The sequence below is a fragment of the Streptomyces sp. NPDC058326 genome (assembly GCF_042879855.1).
GTDB lineage: Bacteria > Actinomycetota > Actinomycetes > Streptomycetales > Streptomycetaceae > Streptomyces.
This window is the reverse complement of the sequence record NZ_JBHVZO010000027.1, coordinates 1-19,590: the sequence shown is the minus strand read 5'-3', so window position 1 is coordinate 19,590 and position 19,590 is coordinate 1. Positions and strand designations below refer to the sequence as shown.

Here is a 19,590-nt window from a genome sequence, read left to right as displayed (position 1 = left end):
TTAGGAAATATTCCTAACCATTGGCCGGGAGAGTAGAGAGAGCCGCGGCGGCGCGCAAGACCCCGCACGAGGACGGACGACGGCGGACAGCGGCCCGGACCCCTGGCGCGCGGTCCGGTCACTCCTTCGCGGTCAGCTCCTCCGCGGCCGCCCCACGGGCCTTCCGCAGCGCCGTGTGGACCGACCACACCACGGAGACCAGCGGCACGGCCACCACGGCGCCCACGATGCCGGCGGCGATCGAGCCCGCGATGACCGAGACCGCCACCACCAGCGGGTGGAGCCGTACGGCCCAGCTCATGACGAGCGGGTGCAGAAGGTGTCCCTCGATCTGGCCCATCACGACGATGAGGGCGATCACGATCGCCGCGACCACCGGCCCCTGCGACGCCAGCGCCACGACGGCGGCGACCGCGAGGGCGACCGGCGAGCCGATCAGCGGGACGAACGCGGCCAGGAATTCCAGCAGCGCGAGCGGCACCGCGAGGGGGACGCCGAGGAGCCACAGCGCGAGGCCGACGAGCACCGCGTTCGCGGCCGCCACCAGCACGATCCCGTGGGTGTAGCCGGTGAAGGTACGCCAGGCCGCGCGTCCGCCGACCGCCACCCGGTCACGGACCGAGCGGGGCAGCTGCTCCTGGAACCAGGCCCACTGGCGGTCCCCCGAGTGGACGAAGAACACCGCGGAGAACAGCGCGAGGGCCAGCGTGGTCAGGACGGCCACCACATGGCCGGCGCCGCTCAGTGCCTCACTGACCAGGGTCGACCGGTGACTGGAGACGAACTCGCCGGCCTTGGCCTGGAGGTCGGACAGCGCCCCCGGGTCCATCCGGAACGGCGGCCGCTCCAGCCAGTCCTCGATCCGGCCGACGCCCTCGCGGAACTCGCGCACCAGGGTCGTCCGCTCGCCCGCCACCGCCTCGCCGACCAGCGTGAGCACGCCGAGGACGAACGCGATGCTCCCGAGCAGGGTGAGGGCGACCGCGGCCGGCCTGGGCAGTCCCCGGGCCACCACGTCGGCGACGGGCCGCAGCAGCGCGGTGATCACCAGGCCGAGGAACAGGGCCACGCCGATCTCGTGGAACCGCCCGAGCACCGCGAACAGGCTGTAGACGAGCACGCCGACGATCAGCAGCCGCCACGCGTAGGCGGCGGCCGTACGAAGGAAAGGGGTCACCGTCGGAGTTGTGCCTGGCCGCATGGCGAACGACCTACCACCGAGCACGCTCCTGGCCACACCGGGGCACCGACATTCGCCCGACACGCGCGCGGTATTCGGCCGACCGGGGCCCCGACGGGCCGCGCTTCCCCTACCGCTACCCGCGCGCCGGGACCGCGCCGCGGCTCAGCTCCAGAGGGAGCGGACCGTCGTGGGGGCCTCACTGGCCACCGCCGCCACGGCGGCCCGGTCGTCGTCCGTCCATACGAGCAGCCCGAGGCCGGCCCGACCGGGGAGGCAGGCCCCGCCGGTGAGCGGGCCGAGGCCGTCCTGACCGGTGAGCCCGGCCCCGCCGGCCTTCAGTTCGGCTTCCCTGCGCACCCACAGCCGCAGCAGCGCCGGGCCGGGGTCCGGCTGGGCGGCGGCGTCGCGGAGGTCGGTCTCTGGCAGCAGGCGGCGGAGGGCCCGGAGGGGGCCGGGCCGGCGTGCCGAGGGCTCGACGTCGATGCCCACGGCCCCCGGCCCGACAGCCGCCGCGACCAGGCCGTCGGCGTGGCTGAGGCTGACTCCCACTCCGGGGTGACCCGGCAGGTACGGGCGCCCGTGTCCGTGCCGTCCGCACCCGGGGCAGAGCTGGGCCGGGGCCGCCTCGGTCCACGGCAGGCCGGTGAAGCCGGCCACGCACAGCCTGACGAGGAGCCGGGCGGCCAGCACGTCGTCGCGGCGGCCCGGGAGCCGTGTCGCCGCGAGCCGGCGCCGTTCCCAGGGCGCGAGCAGGCCCTCGTGCAGTTCCGGGCGATCGAGGACCTCCCGGGTGGTCGCCACCACGGCCAGGCCCGTGCGGTGGGAGCCGTCCCGGCCCGCCGCCGGGCCGACGGTCACCCGGCGGCGCTCAGGAAGCGCTGCCGGACGCGGCCGAGCGTACGGAAGTCGTCGATGGTGACGTCCTGGAGGTCGATGCTGGTGCCGGAGAGGTCTTCCAGGAGGTCGATGAACTCCAGGAAGTCCATCGAGTCGATGAGCCGTGCCTCGATGAGATCCTCGTCGGCGTCGATCGGGCCGTCGAGGCCGGGGTTCTTCTCGTGAAGCCACGCGGCGATGCGTTCCATGGGAGGGGTCGCTCCTTACGTCTCGTGCGGGATACGTGGGGCTCCAGGGGGTGTCCTGTCGATCAGACCGGATCGACAGGGCACCCCCTGGTGGCGGGGCCGCGGCTCAGGGGCTGGCGTCGCGGAGCCGGTCCAGGGCCCGTTCGGGGGTGCCGTGGGTGAGGATCATGGCGTGGACCCAGCGCTCGACGCCGAAAGCGACGCACGCGCTGTACGCCGGACCTTCGGAGCCGGCTCGGATGTCGAGCCGCTCGCCGAAGAAGTTGCGGTGCCGGTTGACGGAGGCGATCGCCGTGCCGTCGGGTGCGCAGAACTCGTGTTTGACCGGGTCGAGGGCCATCAGGCGGGCGCGGGAGCCGCCCTTGTCGTAGAACGGGTCGTCGGCCACGGCCCGGTTCAGCTCCAGGCCGAGGCGTGCGGCCGTCTCCAGGACGAACCCGGCGCCCTTCTCCAGGTGTTCGACCGCTCCGTGCTTGGTGCCGAGGTACAGGACCTCGCGCATGTGGAAGCCCCACAGCCGGCGCAGCCCGTCGTAGTGGGTCTCGTTGCGGAAGCAGCGGCCGGCGGCGGAGAGGCGGAGACCTCCCTCGCCGACGTCCCGGCCCTCCAGGGAGAGCAGGAGCCCGTAGCAGGTGGCGGACGGCAGCAGGTAGCCGGTCGGCCGCAGCGGCAGCTCTCCCGGTGTGTCGCCGGCCGCGAGTCCGTCGAGGGCGTCCGGGCCGAACCGCCCCGCCGAGACGCCGAGATGGGGGAAGTTGCGGAAGAAGTCGAGTCGCGCCAGGCCGTCCAGGGACAGCAGGGGCGGGCCGACGACCTCGGGCGCGGAGAGCTGTGCGGCGAGCCCGGTGAGCAGGGCGTCCAGGCCGTGCAGCAGCGCGGTGCGGACCGGATCGAGCGTGATCAGGCCCGCACCGGGGCTCTTCAGGCCGCCGTCGGGCAGAACCGTGGTGCTGGGTGTACTCATGGAGAACCGCTCCCTCTGGGCGTGGGCGAACAGTCGAGACGTGGGGTCCTCGTCGACCACGACACGGCGAAGAAGCCTCCTGATGATTCCTCAGGGACCGGACTGCGCAGGGGGACCCTAGGACAGCCCGGCGCTAGTTGTCTAGACCAACCCCCTCGGGTCGTCACATCTCGGCCACACGCGATTCGGCTCCCGGGGCGCACGTAACTCCGCATATCGAGAAGGCACTTGACAACGACCCTGGTCTAAACCAATTCTTCTGATCGGCGGGGCCGTCCGACCCCCGGCCACCGCATCCGTCCATCCGTGCCGTCCGCCACCGGTCCTCCGCCGAGGGCCGCCGCGTGCTGCCCACCGGCCCCCGCCTCTGGAGGGACCACATGACGACACCCGCTCCCCGCCGCCCCCGCCCCCGTCTCCACCGGGCGGCCACGGACCGGCCGTACTTCAGCGCGGACGGCGAGTCCTACCTCGCCCAGACCACCCTGCGGGAGCTGACGAAGACGCGGCCGCTGCGCGTGCTGTCCGACGAGGACTTCGCCCACTGGCAGACGTACGGCTACGTCATCGTCCGCGAGGCGGTCCCGGCGGAGGCCGCGAAGCGGCTGCTCGACTTCGCATGGGATTTCCAGGGCCTCGACCCGGACGCGCCGGACAGCTGGTACGAGGACCGGCCGTTCCGTTCCGAGCTGGACCGGCAGCTGCACGTCTACGGCTTCGTGGAGGCGTACCACCACCAGCTGCTCTGGGACAACCGGCAGGCCCAGCGGGTCTACGACGCCTTCGTCGACGTCTGGGACTCCGAGGAGCTGTGGGTCACCCAGGACCGGCTCAACCTCAACCCGCCCAACATCAGGAACCGCGACCGCGCCCTGATCGAACCGACGGACCGGGGCTTCGACATCGAGCTGCACTGGGACATCGACACCACGCTCGGCGTCCCGCCGCAGCGGGTACAGGGGATCATCGCGCTCAACGACACCCGGCCCGAGTCCGGCGGATTCCAGTGCTGCCCCGAACTGTTCCGCCGGTTCGAGGAGTGGAAGGTCGGCCGGCCGGCCGACCGGGACCCCCTCCGCCCGGACGTGGACCGGACCGAGTACCCCGTCGTACGGCCCGATCTGCGCCCCGGCGACCTGCTCATCTGGAACGGGCTGCTCGCCCACGGCGTGGCACGCAACACCTCCCGTGACCAGGTGCGGGCCGTCCAGTACCTGTCGATGATGCCCGCCCTGGAGGAGCACGAGCGGCTGAGGCGGTCCCGCGTCGACGCCTGGCGTCATCTGCGGACTCCGCGCTGGAACCGGACCCTGGTGGGCGACCCCGTCCTCCACGAGTCCGAGCGGTACCCCACCGCCACCCTGAACGAACTGGGCAGCCGCCTGCTCGGACTCACGTCGTGGACCGCGGCCGGCGACTCGGGCCAGGGCACCTCCGGACAGGGCGGGGAGCCGGCGTGCGCCGTGTCTGTCTGACCCTTCCCACCGACCGGGCCTGCGCCGCGACCATCAGGGCCGTGGCCGAGGAAGCCGCCTACGGCGCCCGCCGTTTCGGCGTAGAGGTGCGCCTCCTCGTCCTGGACTCCTCGGACGCCCCGGTGCTCGCCGAGCACCGGAAGGCGGTGGCCGCGCTGCCCCCGGCACCGGGGGTGATCGTGCACCACCTCGACGAGGACGAGCAGCGGATCCTCCTGCGGGAGGTGATCGCCAGGTCCGGCGTCGCGGAACCGGACCGGATCCTCGGCCTGCTGCTGCCGGACCGCGTGTCCTACGGGGCCTGCACCGACCGCGCCTTCCTCGTGGCGGAGGCGCTGGGCTGCACGTCGGTACACCGCAGGGACTCGGACAGCCGCTACCAGTACCTGGACGGCGAACCGGTCTTCCCCCTCCACCACGAACTCACCGCCCTGGGGCGGCCGGCCGCCGACGTGGCCGGTCTGGTGTCCCGGAGCAGACTCGACCCCGCCTGCGCGGGCCGGCCTGTGGCCATGGTCGGCGGCTCCTTCGTCGGCGAGATGTCCGTGGACGTCGCGGAGATCCGCCGGCTCGACCCCGCCGTCTACGAGGACGTCGTCGGCCTGTCGATCCCGCCCGGCTATCCGGAGATCTGGCGCAGGAACCTGATCGACGAGTCCTTCCGGGGCGCCGGAACCGCCGCGTTCACGGCCGACCGCACCACGCTGACGAGCGTCAGTCCGACGCGGGTGGACATGTGCAACATCGCCTTCGACCGGGAGGTCTACGGCCGGATGCCGCTGCCGCCCGCCACCGACACCATCGGCAGCGACTACTTCCTCATCCACCTGGTCCACGACGCCCGGCTGCCCGGCGTCCTGCACAACAGACACATCGTCAATTTCCATACAGGCGAGCGTCGTTCGGAGGCGGGGTTCCTCGCCTATCAGCTGCGGTTCGCGAAGTTCCTCCTCGCCGTCCCCCACTTCGACGCCGTGTACGCCGGGACGAGGGAAGCCGGTGACACCCTGCTCGACCCCGAGGGCCACGTCCGCGCCTCCGCCGTCGCCGGGCTGATCAGGACGGGCACACAGGTGGACCGGGCGGAGCACACCGCACGGCTCGACGTCCTCGACCGCTCGTACCGCGCCCTCGGCGGCCGCTACGCCACGGCCGCGGAGCTCCTCGCCGCCCGCCGCGACCGGCTCCTCGACGAGGCCCGGCGGGACATGGAGGAGTTCGCCCTCCTGACCGACGCGTGGGAGGCCCTGACCCACGCGAGCCGTCCGCACGACCGCACCGAACCGCTTCACGATTCCGTGAAAGGCATCGCATGAGCCGAGTGTCCTCGCCCCCGAGGAGCACACACATCCTCACCGTCCCGTACGAAGGCGGCGAGGAGCGCCGGGGCCCCGTCACGATGGGGCAGGCCAACATGATCCGCTGCATGCTGCGGGACGAACCGGCCCACATCAACATCCACGACCTGTGGCCGGTTCCCGCGGCCACGACGACGGAGACGGCCGTCGACGCCCTGCGCGCGCTGACGGTACGGCACGAGGCGCTGCGCACGACGTTCGCGCACACGACGTCCCCGCACAGCGCGGGCAGCGTGCCGGATGAGCAAGTGGTGGCCCGGAAGGGTGAGTTCACCGTCACCGTGCTCGACCACGCGGCACTTCCCGCTGACGCCGCCGCGTACGCCGAGTCACTGGCCCGCCGGGCCCGCGCCGAACGGTTCCACCTCGACCGGGACTTCCCCCTCCGCATCTCCCTCGTCGCCCTCGCCGGCGCGCCCGTCTTCGTGGCCCTCGCGGCGAGCCACGCCGTGACCGACGTCAGCGCGCTCGCCGTCCTCAAGGAGGAGTTTCTGGCGCTGCTCGCCGGACACGCGCTCCCTCCCGTCACCGCCCTCACCCCGCTCGGCCTGGCAGCCGAGGAGGCGAGCCCGGCCGGGCGCAGGAAGTCGGAGGCGTCGCTGCGGTACTGGGAGCGGATCATCCGCACCGGGCCCCAGGCGATGTTCGCGGAACCGGGCGCCGAGGGCACCGAGGTGCGCGCCCCGCAGCTCACCCTCCGGTCGCGGCGGGGGGCGCGGGCGCTCGCGCTCGTGGCGGAACGCACCGGCGGTCTGCCGTCCACCGTGCTGCTGACGGCGTGGTGCGCGCTCATCGCCCACCGTACGGAACAGCCCGCGTGCGTCGCCGCCGTCCCCACCTCCAACCGCTACCACCCCCGGCTCGCGCGCTCGGTGAACACCGTGTCCCAGGACGCGCTGCTCTCGCTCGACGTCCGGGTCCCGACCTTCGACGCACTGCTCCGCAAGGCCTGGGGAGCGGCCCTCAACGCGTACCGGCACAGTCAGTTCGACGCGGTCGGCCTCTGGGAGATGATCGGGCGGGCCACCTTCGAGCGCGGCAGCCGGTTCGCGCGCGACGTCGTCTTCAACGACGTCAGCACGCTCCCCGCCACGGTCGCCTCCGTCACGTCCGGGGCCGGGGAGGACACGGGGACGCCAGGGGCCGCCGCAGGACCGGAGCTGGAGTTCGTCCGGGGCCCGGAGCAGGTGCTGCCGACCCGCGTCCTGACCTTCGTCCACGCGATCGATCCGGTGCTCCACCTCGGGACGTGGTGCGATCCCGCGCTCTTCGAACCGGAGGAGGCGGAGGGCTTTCTCACCGGTCTCGTACGGCTCCTCGAAGCGGCCGCCACTCGGGACGTACCGCTCGACTCGCTCACCGAGGTGACGGGGGTCCGGCCGGTCGAGCGCGGTCCCGGGTGGTGCCGGGTGGACGGGTCGTGGACGTCGCCGCCCCTCGTGGCGGCGGTACTCGGCGAGGCCCTGGGCGGCCTTCCCGTCCACGTCACCACGGACGGGTCGCTCACCGAGGCGCCCGACGGGCCCGCCCTGACCGCGTACATCGCGGCCGGCGGCACCCCCCTCACTCCGGCGCGGGCCCACACCGCGCTGATGGACGCCCTGCCGGGCCGTCCCGGAGTACTGGCACCCCGCCGGTACGTGATCGTCCAGGACCCGCCGGCGGACGCGGGACGGACCGGCGCATGGCTCCGGCAGCAGATTCTCAGGGAAGGGACCGGTCGCGACCGGCGGGTGTGACATGACGATGGACGAGGTGACCGCGCGGCGGGAGCAGAGCTCTCCTCCCAGCCCGTGGCGGTCGAACCGTTTCCGGCTCTTCTTCACCGCCCGGAGCACCTCGCTCCTGGCCGACGGCATGCTGATGGTGTCGCTCACCACCGCCGTGCTCGGCGCGGGCCACGGGGCGGGCGGCGTGGGGTACGCCCTGGCCGCGTGGATGGCGCCGATCGTGCTGCTCGTCCTGTTCGGCGGCGTCCTCGCCGACCGCTTCACCCCGCAGGTGATGATGGTCGGCGCCGACGTGGTGCGCATGGTGGCGATGCTCGCGCTCGCGGTGCTGCTGATCGCCACGGACATCCGGCTGTGGCAGATCATGGCGCTGCTCGCGCTCAGCGGCGCGGCGACCGCCATGTTCCAGCCGGGCCTGGCGAGCCTGGTCCCCCAGGTCGCCGAGGACGTCCAGCGGGCCAACGCGCTGCTGCGCGTCTCCGAGGCGATCTGCACCCTGCTCGGGCCCGGTCTCGCCGGCCTTCTCGTGGCCTACTGGGACGTGGCGGGGTCCTTCGTCGTCATCGCGGCGGCGTACGCGCTCAGCGCGCTGGGCCTCGCGCCGCTGCGGAAGCTCGGCACCGCGAGGGACGAGAGCGACGACCCGATGTGGCACCGGCTGACCACGGGCTGGCACGAGTTCCGGTCCCGTGCCTGGCTGTGGGGGGTCATCGCCGTCTGGGCGGTGTACGGCCTGTTCGTCTTCGGCCCGGCCCTCCCGCTGGGAGCGGCGCTGCTCACCGAACAGCACGGGGCCGGCGGATACGGCTGGATCGCCTCGGCCGACGGCGCCGGCACAATCGTCGGCGGCCTGCTCGGCATGCGGGTCCGGCCGCGCCGGCCGCTCGTGGCGGGGGCGTGCGCGATGTTCTTCTTCGCCCTCAACCCCCTGGCGCCGGCCCTGGGCTGGTCGTTCACCGTCACCGCGGTCACGGGCGTCCTGGCGGGCTGCGGGTTCGCCTTCTGGGGGGTCATGTGGGCGACGAGCGTGCAGACCCACATCCCGCTGGCCGTCCTGAGCCGCGTCTCGGCCTACGACGTCGCCGGTTCCATCATGGTGATCCCGGTGGGCCGGGCCCTGGCCGGTCCGGCGGCCGACTCGTTCGGGGCCGACCGGGTGCTGCTGTTCTCCTCGGTCATGGGTGTCGTGTGCATCGGTGTCATGCTCGCCGTTCCCGCCGTCCGCGCCCTCGGACGGGCGCCGGAGAAGCCACCGGTGGTGGAGGGGAGCGGCGCGGCGGGCTGAGAGGCACGAGGGAGAGCGCCGTGCACGTCCTCCCGGTCCGCGCGGGCAACGGGGCCGCGCGGACCGGGTGCGGGGGCCCGTTCACGCCGTGGCGGTCAGCGCGGCGAGGGCGTCCACCACCTCCGTGCACCGTCCGGTGCGGCGGTAGACGGCCCGCTGCCAGGTCGCTCCGGCTCCCCGGGCGCGGACGCGGCGCCACTGACGGAGGACGCCCCCGGTGTCGCCGGCGAGGTCGAGTCCTGGACGCGCCCGCTCGACGAGCCGGTCGACGAGTTCGACGGCGGGCCGCTCCCGGGCGGTGCACGGATCGATCCCGTATCCCGAGAGGCCGTGCCGGGCCGCGAGGTCGTGAGCGAGGAGGAGTCGCCGCACGGGGACGCGAGGCGCGGGCCGGCCCGCGTGTTCGTCGATCAGGAAGGCCGTGGCGAGGCCGCGGACGAGGGCCGCGAGCATGACCACCGTGTCCACGTCGGCGTTGGCGTCGGCGACCCGGATCTCCAGGGTGGGCACGTGCTCGGACGGCCGGGCGTGCCAGTACACCATCCGCCGGTCCATCAGGGTCCCGCTCCGGACCAGCTCGGCCACATGGGCGAGGTACCGGGCCTCGTCCAGGTCGGGGGCGGGCCCCACGGTGGGCCACTTCGCGTACTCGACCGAGCGCCAGCTGTCGAAGCCGGTGTCGCACCACCGTGCGAAGGGCGAGTTCGCCGTGACGGCCTGGAGGACGGGCAGCCAGGGCGCCATCCGGCGGGAGAGGGCGAGCGCGAGCTCGCGGTCGAGGGTCCCGACGTGGACGTGGCAGCCGCAGACCAGGCCGTCGAGCGCGCTGAAGCGGGAGGCGAAGCGGTCCGCCATGCGCCGGTAGCGGTCGGTGTCGGTGACGGTCAGGGGCCGCTCGGGCGGTACGACGGGGGTTCCGGTGGCGACCGGCCGGCAGCCCTCGGCGTCGGCGGCCGCGCCGATCGTCGCGCGCAGCCGGACCAGTTCGTCGCGGAGGTCGGAGGAGGAGGCGGTGGGGCGGGAGATCGTTTCGATCTGGGCGTTGAAGAACTCGTGCTGCACCTGATCGCCGAGGCACTCGGCGGCCGACGCGATCACCTCGGGGGCCCGGTCGACGGGGGCGCGGCTGCCGCGGTCGACGAGGACGAACTCTTCTTCGACCCCCATGGTCAGGAGGCTCATGGTCCTCTCCTCTCGTCCGGGCCCCGCGGCCCGCGACTACCCCGGTCAGCGCGTTCCACCCCCTCCGGCGGGCCGGGCATGTTCCGCGACCGCCGGGGCAGTGGCAAGGCGAAGAGGTGCGGGAAGCAGAGAGACGACGGCGTGAAGGGGCGTGATCATGGTCATGGTCCGGGCGTCCGACGCGGTCTGGGGCCGCGCCCGGGGCCGCCGGGTCGGCGTCACGCCCTGTGCACCTCCGGGTCTCCCCCGGCAGGCGGCACCTCGACGCCGAGGGTGCCTCCGGTCACGAGGCCGCCGCGCCCTCCCCGCGCTGAGCCGCCACCCGGCCGCCGCCGGAGCGGCCGTCGGTCCATGGGCACTCGTGGGGCACGCGCTTCCCAACCGGTCGGGCCCGGCACACCGGCCCGTACCGAAAGGCGGTGACCGGTCGTGACGGACCCGGACTTCGAACTGTTGGACATCTCCTTGTACACGGAGGAGCCGGATCGCCGCGTGGTGTCCCTGCGGGCCGGGGACGCCCCGGAGACGCCGGAGATCCCGGAGGGGGCGGTGCTGAGCGTCGGCCTCACCTTCCGTCTCGGCCGCGAGATCGAGGGCGTGGCCTTCGAGGACAGCCGTGTCCGCGAGGGGACGGTCCTCGCGACCGTGCGCACGGTCCTCGGCGGCTTCCGGACCGGAGGCCCGTACGAGGTCAGGCTGCCGCAGGAACGGCTGCCGGTGGGACGGGCACACCGTGGGGTCTACGAACTGACGGGCCGGTTCACCGCCGGCGACGGACGGGAACTGGCCGTGGTGCACCGGCGGATCCGCGTGGTGTGCCAGCCGGCCGCGCACAAGCGCTGGGCCGGCACGACGATGGCACCGGGCCCCGGTCAGCCTCTCTCCGGAACGCCCGGCGAGACCCTCACCTCATGACATCACGTCAATCGCCGTCCCTCCAGAGCGGTTCGGCGATGTCGGAGCCTCATGGGCCGACCGAGAAGTGACGGGTGTTGAGCCGGGCGGCCTGGCGTGTCAGGTGGTCCCGCTCGGCGATGTTGGACGCCTTGCCCGCCGCCTCGGCGTAGAGCCGGGCCGCCGTCGCCAGGTCGCCGTCACGTTCGTGGAGGTGCGCCGCCACGGCGGTGTGGCGGGGCTGGGTGTCGTCGAGCGCGGCGAGCGCCGCCAGACCGGCGCGCGGTCCGTCGGCCTCGCCGACGGCCACCGCGCGGTTGAGCCGGACGACCGGGCTGTCGGTCAGGCGCACGAGTTCGTCGTACCACTCGACGATCTGCACCCAGTCCGTCTCCTCGGTGGTGGGCGCGTCGGCGTGGAGCGCCGCGACGGCGGCCTGCGCCTGGAACTCACCGAGCCGGTCGCGGGCGAGGGCCCCCTGCAGGATGCCGACACCCTCGGCGATCGACGCGGTGTCCCACCGGCCGCGGTCCTGCTCGGCGAGCGGCACGAGACTTCCGTCGGGCGCGGTACGGGCGGCGCGCCGGGCATGGTGGAGCAGCATGAGGGCCAGCAGCCCCGCGACCTCGGGGTGGTCGATGGCGGCCGCGAGCTGCCGGGTGAGCCGGATGGCCTCGGCAGCGAGGTCGACGTCACCCGAGTAGCCCTCGTTGAAGACCAGGTAGAGGACGCGAAGGACGGTGCCGACGTCTCCGTTCCTGTCGAACCGTACGCCGGACACGGTGCGCTTGGCCCGGCTGATCCGCTGCGCCATGGTCGCCTCGGGCACCAGGCAGGCCCGGGCGATCTGGCGGGTGGTGAGCCCGCCGACGGCGCGGAGCGTCAGGGCGACCGCGGACGACGGCGTCAGCGACGGATGGGCGCACAGGAAGTAGAGCCGGAGCGTGTCGTCCGCCACGGTCCCGGGCCCCGGCGCCGGCTCCGCGTCGACGAGGTCCTCGCGCCGGCGGCGGGCGGTGTCCGCCCGGGTCGCGTCGAGGAACTTGCGCCAGGCCACGGTGACGAGCCAGCCCTTGGGGTCCCGCGGCCGGTCCTCCGGCCAGACGCGGACCGCCTCGACCAGGGCGTCCTGTACGGCGTCCTCGGCCGCCGCGAAGTCGGCTCCGCGGCGGACGAGGATCCCGAGGACGCTCGGCGTGAGGCTCCGGAGCAGGCCCTCGTCCATCACCGTGGTCACTCCGTGACGGTGGGCGGCTCGGTCAGGAACGGGCGGAGCTCGAGCCACTCGTGGATCGGCTTCCCGCCGGCTCCGGGGGCGGCGGACAGTTCTCCGGCGAGTTCGACGGCGCGCTCGTACGTGTCGACGTCGATCACCATCCAGCCGGCGATGAGGTCCTTCGTCTCGGCGAAGGGGCCGTCGGTGACCGGCGGGCGTCCCTCTCCGTCGTACCGGACGAAGGTGCCCTCGGGGGCGAGCGCCTGACCGTCGACGAACTCGCCGGTTTCCTCGAGGCGGGCCGCGAAGTCGCGCATGTACGCGATGTGGGCGGAGATCTCCTCGGGGGTCCACTGGGCCATGGGCACGTCGTTGACGGCGGCCGGGGCCCCGCGGTAGTGCTTGAGCAACAGGTACTTGGCCATCGTGCTTCTCCTCGTTCCGGTACGACCCATTCTGGTCGCGTCCGTACCGGGGACGAAGCCGGGCACGCGTTCTCGACATCGCCGGGCGGATTTTTTTCCCATCCGTCGGACCGCGTCCGTGAGGCCCTCGGGCAGCGCCCGACCGACGGTGTCCTTCAGTCCGCGTCCGGCGCGTGGTCCAGGGTGAACAGCCCTCCGTCGGGGTCGCGGAGCGTCACCTGCCGTCCGCCGCCCCAGTCCTGCCCGGTGACGGTGCTCCCGCCGTTCTCCAGGGCGCGCGCGACCGCCGCGTCCAGGTCCGGCACCCGGAAGTGGACGAGCCAGCGCGGCCGGAGCTGCGGCTTGGGCGCGGCCTGCTCGATCGGACCGCTGTTCAGCCGGGCGACGGGGCGCCCGCGCCTCCGGAGGACGACCTGGTCCTCCTCGTACGAGGTGTCGCAGCAGCCGTCGCTTCCGCCCTGGCCCCAGCCCAGTACCTCGCCGTAGAAGAGGGCGGCGTCGAACGCGTTGGCCGTATGGAGTTCCAGCCAGGCGGGGGACCGCTCCGCGCCGACGCTCCAGTCGGCCAGAACGTCCCCGTCCCAGATGCCGAAGACGGCGCCCTCCCGGTCGGCCACGAGAGCGGCCCGGCCGCCCGCCGGGAAGGAGACGGGTCCCACGCCGACCGTGCCGCCCCGTTCGCGCACCCGCCCGACGGCCCCGTCCGCCTCGTCGACGGCGAAGTAGGGAGTCCATGCCACCGGGACGGCGAACTCCCCGGCCACCGCTCCGATCCCGGCCACCGGCACGCCGTCGATCTCCGCGACCGAGTAGGCCCTGCCGAACCGGCCCGGCCGGAACGACCAGCCCAGCACCGTTCCGTAGTAGCGCTCCGCCGCCTCCCGGTCGCGTGCCGCGAGACTCAGCCAGCAGGGAGCGCCGATCACATCCGCTGCCACCAGAACCACCGGACTCCTCCGATCCTCGGCGTCGGCCCACGACGCCACGGCCGCGGACCCCAAGGGGGCCGTGTCGATCAGGCCGGGCTCGCGGTCCTATGCGCGAATGCCCTCGTCTCCCGCCGCCATGCCCTCCGGCTCCACCGTCGCCGCGTCTCCCGCCGCCATGCCCTCCTTGCCTCCCGGCCCGTCCGGCGTTCTCGGGCGCCGGCTGGCCGGGGCCGCGAGGTGGCGCTCCGCCGCGAGAACGGCGGAGTGGGTGGTCGGCCGGCCCATCAGGACGCAGATCGTGTAGGCGACGTCGTCCATGGCCCGCACCGCCGCCGGGTCCTCCGGCGCGGCCGCCAGGCGGGCCTGGCAGCCGCGCAGACGCGTCAGGACCTCCTCGGTCCGCTCCCGCGAGGGCGCGAGTCCGACCGACAGGGCCGCGGCAGCGGTGGAGGTATGGGCAGCAGCGACCGCGCGGCGCAGGGCACGCTCGACGTGGACGGGCGAGGGCGTACCGCCGGGCCCCACGGCCACGGCGGCCGCCAGGTCATGGACGGTGACGCCCGCGAGGTCCGCCGCCGTCGCCAGGATCCGCCTCGCCTCGCCGGCCGAGCACGGGGCAGCCGCCATCAGCATCCCCATCGCGCGTGTGGACGTGGCCGGCGGCAGAAGCGGCCGCCCCGCGGGCTCGACGACCGTGGCGGGTTCCTGAGGCAGGCTTCCGGGCTCGACGGCCGTGGCGGGTTCCTGGGGCAGGTCTGCGGGCAGCGGCATACGAAGTCCCTTCCTTCCACAGCCGCGGGGGCGGCGATGGTCGTGTACGGGAGGTGTTCCCGAGGTCCTGGTGCCGGTGCGCGACGCGAGGGCCGCTCCCGCGGCGAACCCCCTGCCGGTGGCCGGCAGGGGAGGACCGCCCTGCCACTGCCCCGCGCGGACCACCCGCACACCCTCGCGCGGCGCCGGTCCGGCCGCCACGGGGTGGAACACGGCGTCGTACGGCAGTAGCGTGACGATCAGGAGAACGACTACGCGCCGGCCGTCGTGCCGCGGTCCGGACCCTGGTCCCACCGTCCGGAGCGGCAGCGGCACGCCGTGTGAGGAGGTGCGTCGACATGGCGCGTCTGACGGTCAGGGCGGAGGAACTGGTCGTCCGGCTGTCCTGGTGGGAGAAGCTCCTCGCGCGTCGGGGCAACGTGCACCTGCCGCTCCGGGCTGTGGAGACGGTGGACGCCGACCCGTCCTGGTGGCGTCCGCTGCGCGGAAGGCAGGGCCGGGGCCTCTGGATCCCGGACGTGCTCTGCCTCGGCGTACGGGACGTGGACGGGACGAAGGACTTCGTCGCGCTCCGCCCGCGGAGGGGTGGAGTCGTCAGCGTCGATCTCCGGCCGGCGTCCGCGCCGTTCGCCAGGGTCGTCGTCTCCGATCCCGTCCCCGACGGGACGGCGGCCACCGTAAGGACGGCTCTCCACCTCCTGCGGGACGGCTGAACGGTGCCGGGGCCCCCGCGGACAGCGGCAGGACGGAGCGGACACGGCAGGACACCAGGAGGCGCACCCGGCGGCAGTCGTCGGGTGCGCCTCCAGAGGTGAGCTGTGGACGTGATCAGCCTTCGCTGTAGGTCGTCCTGGTCTCGCGCTCTGCCGCCTGGTGCTCGGGCGCGCGGGCCGCTTCCTCGGCGCCCGGGCGCTTCTTGCCCTTCGGTGCCATCTTGGCCTGTCGGCCGGCCCGGTCCTTCGGCGAAGTCTTCTTGGCCACAGCTGCTCACTCCTTGTGAGTAAGGGGGGTTGGACACACCAACCGTGGCACCTGTGAGCACGAAGCGCACATCGATCAGTCACGCTGGGTGACGTCCCGCCCGGAGCTTCGACCGCCCGGGGGCGGCGCGAGTGCCGGGGGAACCTGCCGGACCGCTCCGGCAGATACGAGAACTCGCTTCGTCCCGGCGCCGGTTGACGAGGCGGGGCGGCCGGCGGAGCCCACCGGGGAACCTCCGTCCAGGCGTCACCGAGGCGGCTCCGCCCGGGTGACCCCGGCCCTCCGCACCGTCACGTCAGTCCCTTCGGTCCGCCGTCCACTGCCGGAGCTTCTCGGGGTTGCGGATCGCCCAGATACGCGTGACGCGGCCGCCGGTGAGACCGAACGCCGCCACGGTCGCCGTGACGCCGCGGTGCTGGGCGACGAGGCCGGGGCGGCCGTTGACCGTCCGTTCCAGGAGCGTCAGGCCAGGGGCCTTGGTGGCGATGTGGATCAGGTACGCGGCGATGCGCTCGCCGCCCTCGACCGGGTGGAGGGCGGCGCCGACCCGGCCGCCACCGTCGGCGATCATCGTGGCACCCGGGTCGAGGAGTCCGACGAGGGCCTCGATGTCCCGGGCCTCCCACGCCTCTTTGAAGCGCCGGACGAGACCGGCCTGCCCGGCCGTGTCCGCCGGTTCCTGTGCGGCGCGCACGCGCCGGCGGGCTGACGTCGCCAGCTGGCGGCAGGCCGCGGGTGTACGGCCGACGATCTCGGCGATCTCGGCGAAGGGGTACCGGAAGACGTCGTGCAGGATGAACGCCACGCGTTCGGCCGGCGTCATCGCCTCCAGTACGACGAGGAAGGCCATGTTCACCGACTCGTCCAGGGTGACGCGGTCGGCGGGGTCCGCCTGCTCCGCCCCGCCGCCCGACGGGCCGCCGACCCACTCCGTACGGTCCGGCAGCGGCTCGGGTATCCATTCGCCGACGTACCGCTCGCGCCGGACCCTCGCCGAACCGAGCAGGTCCAGGCAGACGCGGGTCGCCACCGTCGTCAGCCAGGCGCCGGGCGACTCGATCGCCTCCTGCCGCTGCGGCGACATCGCGTACCAGCGGGCGTAGGTCTCCTGCACGGCGTCCTCGGCCTCGGCCAGCGAACCGAGCAGCCGGTAGGCGAGATTGATCAGATGCCGCCGCTCGCCGATGACGTCGCTCAGGCCCGGCTCGGCCCGGTCCCGGCAGGGCAGGGACACCTCGTGGCCGGGCTCGGTCCGGTCGGCCGCGGCCCGGGACCCTTCGTGGCCCGGTCCGGCCCGGTCGGCCACGGCCTGGGACCCCTGGCCCGGCTCGGTGGGAGTGCTCATGGTCGCTTCCGCCCCCTCGTTCTCGTTCTTCTCGTTCTCGTTCTTCTCGTCCGCTTCCGCTCTCGCCCCTTCGACGCATCACCGCACCGGAGCGCGATGTTGCCCTGTCGCCTCACATCTCGTAGGCCCACGTCGTCGAACCACCGAGACAGTACTCACCCATTGACGATCACGACTGATCCACCGCCGCGAGGCAGAAGAGGGGACCGCGCCATGGCCACACAGACGACGGCGGTACGGGGCAGACTCACGTTCCTGAGGGTCGCCATCGGCCTGCAGACCCTGGCCCTCGCCTTCCAGGCGGCCACCGCCGGAATGCTGCTGTCCTCGTCCCTCGGCGCGTTGCTGCATGACGTCGGATCGCGCGTGATGTACGGCGCGTCGATGCTGTACGTGCTCGCCGCGATCCTGGCGTGGCGGCCGGGCGGCGGATCGCCCCGTCCCCTCCTATACGCGTCGGGCTTCCTCGTACTCGCCTCGGTGCAGGTCGTCCTCGGTATCGCGCACATGCCGTCGCTCCATGTCCCGCTGGGCGTCCTCATGTTCGGCCTGAGCCTGCTGGCACTGGCCGCGCCGGTGTCCCCGCATCTGTCGGGGAGCTCTGGCATACGGCCGTGACAGTTCGTCCGTCCAGCGCACCGCATGGCACCACCTGGCACCAATCGGCACCGGGTGGCGTCATCCGGTGCCACGTAGTGCCATGTGGTGCCACTTCAGTTCGCCGCACGCCCATGAACAAGAACGACCTCGCCATACCCGGAGTCGCCCTCCTCGCGCTTCAGCAGGTCAGAGCCCCAAGCACCGAGGGAGGGCCGCGAGCGACACCCTTAGGCTTGCCCTAGGTGCCACAATGATGCCATCATGGCGTCATGGACCTGACCCCGTATGTCGACACCCTCCGCCGCGAACTCGCGGTGGCCGCCGAGGCCGGCGGCGACGAAGCGCGCGAGCTCGCCGAGAGGCTCACCGCTCCTCTGGAGTCGGCGGCGCGGCTCACCATGCTCAACGTGCTCTCCGCCGCGACGGACGAGATCACCCGCGAACTCGCCCCCGGCTCGGTCGACGTACGGCTGCGCGGACTCGACCCCGACTTCGTGGTGACACCGCCGCCCCACGGCAGTGGCGCCCCCGCGGAACCGGCCGCGCCCGCCGAACCCCTCCCCGCCCCGGCGCCCGCCGACGGCGACGAGGGCGGCACCGCCCGCGTCAACCTGCGCCTGCCGGCCCACCTCAAGGCGCGCGCCGAGGAGGCCGCGACCCGCGAGGGCCTGTCGGTCAACGCGTGGCTGGTGCGAGCCGTCTCCGCCGCGTTCGACGGCGGCACCCGGCCCCGTACGACCGAGAAGACCCAGACCGTCGGACAGAGCATCACGGGCTGGGTGCGCTAGGGGGTGTCCGGCAAGGGGCGGCCGGGTCGTTCGGTTGCGTGCGATCCACGTCCGGCCGGGGACGTCCCCACAGCGGAGCCACTCGGGTGTTCCGGCCGCGCGGCGAGCGCGCCCGTGCCGGGCGGGCCGGACCCGACGGGAATGGCCAGACACGCCCCAGCACCCGCAGCACCTCACTCACACCACGCCCCACCAGCGGGGACGACCTGAAGACCCAAGAGGACGGGACAGCCATGCCTTCTTTCGACACTCCCGCACCGATCTCCGTCACCGCGCACGTGGAGGGCGGCGCCATCCTGTTCTCCGCCGGCGACCGCGCCGACACGGTCGTCGAGGTGCGGCCCCGCGACCACAAGAAGGACCTGGACGTGCGGACGGCGGAGCGGACCGAGGTCACGTACGCGAGCGGCGTACTGACGGTCAGGACGCCCAGGTCCACCCTGCTCGGCCTGGGCCGCACCGGCATCGTCGACGTGACGGTCGAACTGCCCGCGGCTTCGCGGATCGACGTGACCGGCGCCTGGGCCCAGGTGCACGGCGAGGGCCCGCTCGGCGAGGTCCGTGTGAAGACCTCGTCCGGCGACGTCCGCTTCGGCACCACCGGCCCGCTGAACCTGACCGCCTCGCACGGCTCCATCACGGTGGACCGCGTCGAGGGCCGGGCCGAGATCACCACCAGTTCCGGCAGCCTGCGTGTCGGCCTCCTCGACGGCCCCGCCGTCCTCAAGAACTCGCACGGCACCACGACCGTCGGGGCGGCGACCGCGGACCTGAGGGTGAGCGGCGCCAACGGCGACATCGAGATCGGGCGCGCCGAGAGCTCGGTCTCCGCCACCACCGCCCACGGCACCCTGCGCGTGGCCGAGGTGGTCCGCGGAACCGTCCAGCTGGAGACGTCCTACGGCGCCATCGAGGTCGGCATCCGCGAGGGCACCGCCGCCTGGCTCGACGTCAACTCCGACCGGGGACAGGTGCGCAACACTCTCGCCGCGTCCGAGGCCCCGGCCGAGACCGAGGAGACCGTCAAGGTCCGCGCCCGCACCCGCTGGGGCAACGTCGAGATCCGCCGCGCCAGGGTCTGAGCGTCACCGTCCCGCACCCCCGCCCCTCTCCCCACCCGCCTCAGCCTTCGAATGGAGGGCCTCATGCCTTCTTCTGTCATGCCCATGATCAGTTCTTCGGACGGCAGTCCCTCGCCGACCGCCGTCTCCGCCGTCGGTCTGCGCAAGTCCTACGGGGACAAGACCGTTCTCGACGGCATCGACCTGCGGATCCCGGCCGGATCGGTGTTCGCCCTGCTCGGTCCGAACGGCGCGGGCAAGACCACCGCCGTGAAGATCCTCTCCACCCTCATCACCGCCGACGGCGGCCACGCCCAG

21 protein-coding genes are annotated in these 19,590 nt (G+C 73.3%); 10 read left to right on the top strand and 11 right to left on the bottom strand.

Annotated features, from left to right (window positions below):
- Positions 1-118: 118 nt before the first annotated feature.
- From ACFVYX_RS33125 to ACFVYX_RS33110, 4 genes are all read right to left on the bottom strand, one after another.
- Positions 119-1,201 (bottom strand): AI-2E family transporter, encoded by a 1,083-nt coding sequence (locus tag ACFVYX_RS33125; RefSeq protein WP_389685186.1) that lies wholly within the window; start codon positions 1,199-1,201, stop codon positions 119-121.
- Between the two features lie 144 nt (positions 1,202-1,345).
- Positions 1,346-2,041 carry a 4'-phosphopantetheinyl transferase family protein gene (locus ACFVYX_RS33120; protein ID WP_389685185.1) on the bottom strand — a complete coding sequence of 232 codons (696 nt, stop codon included), beginning with the start codon at positions 2,039-2,041 and terminating at the stop codon, positions 1,346-1,348.
- A complete protein-coding gene (locus tag ACFVYX_RS33115) occupies positions 2,038-2,268 on the bottom strand; it encodes an acyl carrier protein (protein ID WP_389685184.1) in 231 nt (76 codons plus the stop codon). Before ACFVYX_RS33115 ends, ACFVYX_RS33120 begins: the two co-directional genes overlap by 4 nt.
- A gap of 106 nt (positions 2,269-2,374) precedes the next feature.
- Entirely contained in the window at positions 2,375-3,232 is an 858-nt protein-coding gene (locus tag ACFVYX_RS33110) for a hypothetical protein (protein WP_389685183.1), read from the bottom strand.
- A gap of 380 nt (positions 3,233-3,612) precedes the next feature.
- On the opposite strand from ACFVYX_RS33110, the gene ACFVYX_RS33105 reads away from it, so the two are divergent.
- The 4 genes from ACFVYX_RS33105 to ACFVYX_RS33090 are packed head-to-tail and all read left to right on the top strand — an operon-like array spanning position 3,613 to position 9,080.
- Positions 3,613-4,707, top strand: coding sequence for a phytanoyl-CoA dioxygenase family protein (locus ACFVYX_RS33105; protein ID WP_389685182.1), 1,095 nt, complete (start codon positions 3,613-3,615; stop codon positions 4,705-4,707).
- Positions 4,689-6,023: a DUF6271 family protein gene (locus tag ACFVYX_RS33100; protein WP_389685181.1), complete on the top strand. Its 1,335-nt coding sequence runs from the start codon at positions 4,689-4,691 to the stop codon at positions 6,021-6,023. Before ACFVYX_RS33105 ends, ACFVYX_RS33100 begins: the two co-directional genes overlap by 19 nt.
- The gene (locus ACFVYX_RS33095) at positions 6,020-7,804 is read left to right on the top strand and encodes a condensation domain-containing protein (protein ID WP_389685180.1); all 1,785 of its coding nucleotides are present in this window, start codon (positions 6,020-6,022) and stop codon (positions 7,802-7,804) included. Before ACFVYX_RS33100 ends, ACFVYX_RS33095 begins: the two co-directional genes overlap by 4 nt.
- 1 nt (position 7,805) lies before the next feature.
- Complete coding sequence (locus tag ACFVYX_RS33090; RefSeq protein ID WP_389685179.1) at positions 7,806-9,080, top strand: MFS transporter; 1,275 nt, start codon at positions 7,806-7,808, stop codon at positions 9,078-9,080.
- Between the two features lie 81 nt (positions 9,081-9,161).
- Here ACFVYX_RS33090 and ACFVYX_RS33085 read toward each other — a convergent pair whose 3' ends face one another.
- Positions 9,162-10,262, bottom strand: a complete 1,101-nt coding sequence (locus ACFVYX_RS33085) for a glutamate--cysteine ligase (protein ID WP_389685178.1) — start codon at positions 10,260-10,262, stop codon at positions 9,162-9,164.
- Positions 10,263-10,691: 429 nt separating this feature from the next.
- Here ACFVYX_RS33085 and ACFVYX_RS33080 point away from each other — a divergent pair, with 429 nt between their 5' ends.
- Positions 10,692-11,177, top strand: a complete 486-nt coding sequence (locus ACFVYX_RS33080) for a hypothetical protein (RefSeq protein WP_389685177.1) — start codon at positions 10,692-10,694, stop codon at positions 11,175-11,177.
- 49 nt (positions 11,178-11,226) lie between these two features.
- Here the strand turns inward: ACFVYX_RS33080 and ACFVYX_RS33075 are convergent, their stop codons facing one another.
- The 4 genes from ACFVYX_RS33075 to ACFVYX_RS33060 form a co-directional block, all read right to left on the bottom strand.
- Positions 11,227-12,381 carry an RNA polymerase sigma factor gene (locus ACFVYX_RS33075; RefSeq protein ID WP_389685198.1) on the bottom strand — a complete coding sequence of 385 codons (1,155 nt, stop codon included), beginning with the start codon at positions 12,379-12,381 and terminating at the stop codon, positions 11,227-11,229.
- 8 nt (positions 12,382-12,389) lie between these two features.
- On the bottom strand, positions 12,390-12,797 hold the full coding sequence (locus ACFVYX_RS33070; protein ID WP_389685176.1) for a YciI family protein: 408 nt from the start codon (positions 12,795-12,797) through the stop codon (positions 12,390-12,392).
- Positions 12,798-12,952: 155 nt separating this feature from the next.
- Positions 12,953-13,744, bottom strand: coding sequence for a VOC family protein (locus ACFVYX_RS33065; RefSeq protein ID WP_389685175.1), 792 nt, complete (start codon positions 13,742-13,744; stop codon positions 12,953-12,955).
- Between the two features lie 87 nt (positions 13,745-13,831).
- Entirely contained in the window at positions 13,832-14,497 is a 666-nt protein-coding gene (locus ACFVYX_RS33060; protein WP_389685174.1) for a DUF5133 domain-containing protein, read from the bottom strand.
- Positions 14,498-14,835: 338 nt separating this feature from the next.
- Here ACFVYX_RS33060 and ACFVYX_RS33055 point away from each other — a divergent pair, with 338 nt between their 5' ends.
- Positions 14,836-15,210, top strand: a complete 375-nt coding sequence (locus ACFVYX_RS33055) for a hypothetical protein (protein ID WP_389685173.1) — start codon at positions 14,836-14,838, stop codon at positions 15,208-15,210.
- 115 nt (positions 15,211-15,325) lie between these two features.
- On the opposite strand, the gene ACFVYX_RS33050 is transcribed toward ACFVYX_RS33055, so the two are convergent.
- Both ACFVYX_RS33050 and sigJ read right to left on the bottom strand, forming a co-directional pair.
- Positions 15,326-15,478 carry a hypothetical protein gene (locus tag ACFVYX_RS33050; RefSeq protein ID WP_389685172.1) on the bottom strand — a complete coding sequence of 51 codons (153 nt, stop codon included), beginning with the start codon at positions 15,476-15,478 and terminating at the stop codon, positions 15,326-15,328.
- 295 nt (positions 15,479-15,773) lie between these two features.
- Complete coding sequence (gene sigJ, locus ACFVYX_RS33045) at positions 15,774-16,823, bottom strand: RNA polymerase sigma factor SigJ (protein WP_389685171.1); 1,050 nt, start codon at positions 16,821-16,823, stop codon at positions 15,774-15,776.
- A 213-nt stretch (positions 16,824-17,036) separates the two neighbouring features.
- Here sigJ and ACFVYX_RS33040 point away from each other — a divergent pair, with 213 nt between their 5' ends.
- The 4 genes from ACFVYX_RS33040 to ACFVYX_RS33025 all read left to right on the top strand — a co-directional run.
- Positions 17,037-17,441 (top strand): hypothetical protein, encoded by a 405-nt coding sequence (locus tag ACFVYX_RS33040; protein WP_389685170.1) that lies wholly within the window; start codon positions 17,037-17,039, stop codon positions 17,439-17,441.
- Between the two features lie 251 nt (positions 17,442-17,692).
- Positions 17,693-18,211 (top strand): toxin-antitoxin system HicB family antitoxin, encoded by a 519-nt coding sequence (locus tag ACFVYX_RS33035; RefSeq protein WP_389685169.1) that lies wholly within the window; start codon positions 17,693-17,695, stop codon positions 18,209-18,211.
- Positions 18,212-18,444: 233 nt separating this feature from the next.
- Entirely contained in the window at positions 18,445-19,293 is an 849-nt protein-coding gene (locus tag ACFVYX_RS33030; protein ID WP_389685168.1) for a DUF4097 domain-containing protein, read from the top strand.
- Between the two features lie 63 nt (positions 19,294-19,356).
- Positions 19,357-19,590 (top strand): ATP-binding cassette domain-containing protein (locus ACFVYX_RS33025; RefSeq protein WP_389685167.1); only part of this gene is annotated, 234 nt, incomplete at its 3' end.

What these genes read in the sequence shown, in the direction of transcription:
- ACFVYX_RS33095 (WP_389685180.1), top strand. Translation starts at nt 6,020, where the DNA reads ATGAGCCGAGTGTCCTCGCCCCCGAGGAGCACACACATCCTCACCGTC.
- sigJ (WP_389685171.1), bottom strand. Translation starts at nt 16,823, where the DNA reads ATGAGCACTCCCACCGAGCCGGGCCAGGGGTCCCAGGCCGTGGCCGAC.
- ACFVYX_RS33110 (WP_389685183.1), bottom strand. Translation starts at nt 3,232, where the DNA reads ATGAGTACACCCAGCACCACGGTTCTGCCCGACGGCGGCCTGAAGAGC.
- ACFVYX_RS33085 (WP_389685178.1), bottom strand. Translation starts at nt 10,262, where the DNA reads ATGAGCCTCCTGACCATGGGGGTCGAAGAAGAGTTCGTCCTCGTCGAC.
- ACFVYX_RS33105 (WP_389685182.1), top strand. Translation starts at nt 3,613, where the DNA reads ATGACGACACCCGCTCCCCGCCGCCCCCGCCCCCGTCTCCACCGGGCG.
- ACFVYX_RS33075 (WP_389685198.1), bottom strand. Translation starts at nt 12,381, where the DNA reads ATGGACGAGGGCCTGCTCCGGAGCCTCACGCCGAGCGTCCTCGGGATC.
- ACFVYX_RS33030 (WP_389685168.1), top strand. Translation starts at nt 18,445, where the DNA reads ATGCCTTCTTTCGACACTCCCGCACCGATCTCCGTCACCGCGCACGTG.
- ACFVYX_RS33055 (WP_389685173.1), top strand. Translation starts at nt 14,836, where the DNA reads ATGGCGCGTCTGACGGTCAGGGCGGAGGAACTGGTCGTCCGGCTGTCC.
- ACFVYX_RS33090 (WP_389685179.1), top strand. Translation starts at nt 7,806, where the DNA reads ATGACGATGGACGAGGTGACCGCGCGGCGGGAGCAGAGCTCTCCTCCC.
- ACFVYX_RS33070 (WP_389685176.1), bottom strand. Translation starts at nt 12,797, where the DNA reads ATGGCCAAGTACCTGTTGCTCAAGCACTACCGCGGGGCCCCGGCCGCC.
- ACFVYX_RS33035 (WP_389685169.1), top strand. Translation starts at nt 17,693, where the DNA reads ATGGACCTGACCCCGTATGTCGACACCCTCCGCCGCGAACTCGCGGTG.
- ACFVYX_RS33125 (WP_389685186.1), bottom strand. Translation starts at nt 1,201, where the DNA reads ATGCGGCCAGGCACAACTCCGACGGTGACCCCTTTCCTTCGTACGGCC.
- ACFVYX_RS33115 (WP_389685184.1), bottom strand. Translation starts at nt 2,268, where the DNA reads ATGGAACGCATCGCCGCGTGGCTTCACGAGAAGAACCCCGGCCTCGAC.
- ACFVYX_RS33040 (WP_389685170.1), top strand. Translation starts at nt 17,037, where the DNA reads ATGGCCACACAGACGACGGCGGTACGGGGCAGACTCACGTTCCTGAGG.
- ACFVYX_RS33060 (WP_389685174.1), bottom strand. Translation starts at nt 14,497, where the DNA reads ATGCCGCTGCCCGCAGACCTGCCCCAGGAACCCGCCACGGCCGTCGAG.